The 2,478-nt window shown below is 47.5% G+C and carries 2 protein-coding genes; both read right to left on the minus strand.

Translation table 11 applies throughout. The features are described 5' to 3' along the window. Window positions 1–53 precede the first annotated feature (53 nt). Complete coding sequence (gene istB, locus ACFPXP_RS08240; RefSeq protein WP_379893756.1) at window positions 54–803, minus strand: IS21-like element helper ATPase IstB; 750 nt, start codon at window positions 801–803, stop codon at window positions 54–56. Beyond that, the gene (istA, locus tag ACFPXP_RS08245) at window positions 800–2,362 is read right to left on the minus strand and encodes an IS21 family transposase (protein ID WP_379893757.1); all 1,563 of its coding nucleotides are present in this window, start codon (window positions 2,360–2,362) and stop codon (window positions 800–802) included. The genes istB and istA overlap by 4 nt, the downstream gene beginning before the upstream one ends. Window positions 2,363–2,478: the final 116 nt, after the last annotated feature.

Consider the following 2,478-nt stretch of genomic DNA (forward strand, 5'->3'; position numbering starts at 1 on the left):
TGTAACCGTCAAGTCCTTTTGAACATTTTTCGATAAATAAGATTCAACACTTTTTAGCTGAAAATCGTTTGCCGATGTTTGAGCCGGTAGCTGTCACCTTGCAGCTGAATAATTTCACTCTTGTGTAGGATGCGGTCTAGGATCGCCGTTGTAATTGCAGGATCACCAAGCAACTCGGCCCATTCCTCAGGCCCCTTGTTCGACGTAAGGATGATGGAGGTTTGGCCGTAGAGCTTGTTTACGAATTGAAAGAATAAGTTCGCTTCGATCCGATCCATTGCCATAAACATAAGATCATCCATGATCACAAGGTCAGATCGGTAAATCCGCTTCATTTTGTATTGGGAGGCCCTTGAAATGGCCTCCGTTTTTAGCAGTTGAACCAGTGCGTCCATGGTCACAAAGCTAACCTTGTAACCCTTCTTTAGGGCCTCCACGGCAAGGCCAATCGCAAGATGTGTCTTGCCGACGCCAGGTGGACCAAGGAAGATGAGGTTGTAGTTCTGCTCCAGCCAAAGTAACTCTCGCAGTTGGCTGAGTTGCCTTTTGCTAAGCGACTGCTGTTCTTCGAGTCGGAACTCGTCCAACGTTTTGATCTCCGGCAAAAGTGCCCATCGGTATCGCTTGGCAAGCTGTTTCTCCTCACGGCGGTTTATTTCGTGCCGTAGAAGCTGCCCGAGAAACTGACGACATGTCCATTCCTTGGATTCCGCGTCCATCAGCGTCTGTTCAATGACTTGCGCGGCCTCGGTTAAGTTTAGATTGCGTAAGGCCTGTCTAAGCTCAAACGTTGCTTCACTCATCGCTGTCCTCCTGAAAGAATTGCCTTGTAGGCGGAAAAATCCCGAACTTGAGGCTTTACCTGTCGCTTATTTGTATCGGTGTCCATAAGCGGTTTGACAGGGGCCTGGGAAACGGATGTCTGCTGCTGTGGCCGTTTGTAGTGTTCTACGGCATCTGCAAAATCCGTCGCCCGGTATAACCGATGCTTCACGCAGTAATGGAGGGCTTTCTCTACCGCTTTGGAATCTGCCCCTTCTAATGCCCGCCCAATGAGCTGTAGTTGGTCACGGATATACCTTGGCTTTCGTTTGTAAATCTCATGGAGAAAGGGCGCGGCCGTCTCTGGAACAGGGAATGCTTCGGCTACCGTCCGGATGTAAGCGGCTATTCCCTTGGTTCGATCCCGTTTGTGGTTCGTGTTTTGAATGAGTTTTCCACTGCCAGATCCAAGTGGATGTTCCGCCAGAACCTGACCAGTCTCCACGTCGTAAATGTTCAATTGGTTAGCTTCGGTTACCTGAATGCCCACTCGTCTATCTGTTCCGTCATAGGTTCCCAAAGGGACGGAGTAGCGGTTTCCTTCATACCAAATGGTGTTGTCCTTCCGAACGGTCCTTGTTATACTTGATGGTAACGGGTTTATTTTTGTGTGGACCGGGCGGAGGTGCTCCCTTTCAAGAGCAAACACTTCGGCCGGTATTTTTTTCGTTGTATGATGCATCGAAGCATTTCCTGTACGATGAAGCCAGGCAACACAGTCCTCGTTCAATTTGTCCACGTGACTGAACAAGCGATGACGTGCAAAATTTCGTTTGACATACTTCACGACATTTTCAATCCGACCCTTACTTTCAGGATCTTGCTTCCGGCACATCCGGATATGGAAGCCTCGCTCCTTCACATACCCTGCGAATTCATGGGTGAATAAGAGATCTCCATGATTTTCGCTTGTTAAGAGCAGATGATCCTGATCGTAGACTAGCTCTTTGGGAAATCCACCGAAGAAGGAAAACGCATCTTCGTGCATCTGAATGACGTCCTTCGTGGTGAACGGACGGTCCTGCCACTGAACATATTTATATCTCGAATGAGACAACACAAAGGCGATGAACCAAAGTCGAACCAGATTTCCTTGCGGGTTGCGAAGCTTCGTCTCCCCAAAGTCCACCTGAGCTTGGTGGCCCATAGGAGGATCCTCTACCGCTTCGTACTGCCTGATCTGCATCGTTTTTGGAATGCCATGCTTGCTCCGAAGCTCTCGCACATAATTCCTTACCGTACCTTCAGAGATATTTCCCACCTGATACCGTTCTTTAAGCCAATCCTGTACTTGTGCAGCAGAGAGATCGGGGTACTCCCGCAACCACTCTACAATGGCTTTTTCATAGCTATCCAGCTTCTTTTTTCTGCTCTCTAGCTGCTCCAGATACTCCCTAAACTGATCGGGATTCATCTCGATAAACTTGTACACCGTATTTCTCGATAGCTCCAATCTTCTGGCAATTTGAGTAATCTTTAATCCTTCTTGCTTCATTCGTTGAATGGAGAAGTACATATGCCACCTCTCTAAGCGTCTCATACTCTTCCTCACCCTATTGATGTTTTATCTACCAAAATAATACGAGGTTGAGTATGAGGGGTAAAGTGTTCATTCTTATTTGTTGTTTTCTGTTGATTTTATTTTACCGATTACAC

Origin of the sequence: Marinicrinis lubricantis (assembly GCF_042658665.1) — a bacterium.
Lineage (GTDB): Bacteria > Bacillota > Bacilli > Paenibacillales > KCTC-33676 > Marinicrinis > Marinicrinis lubricantis.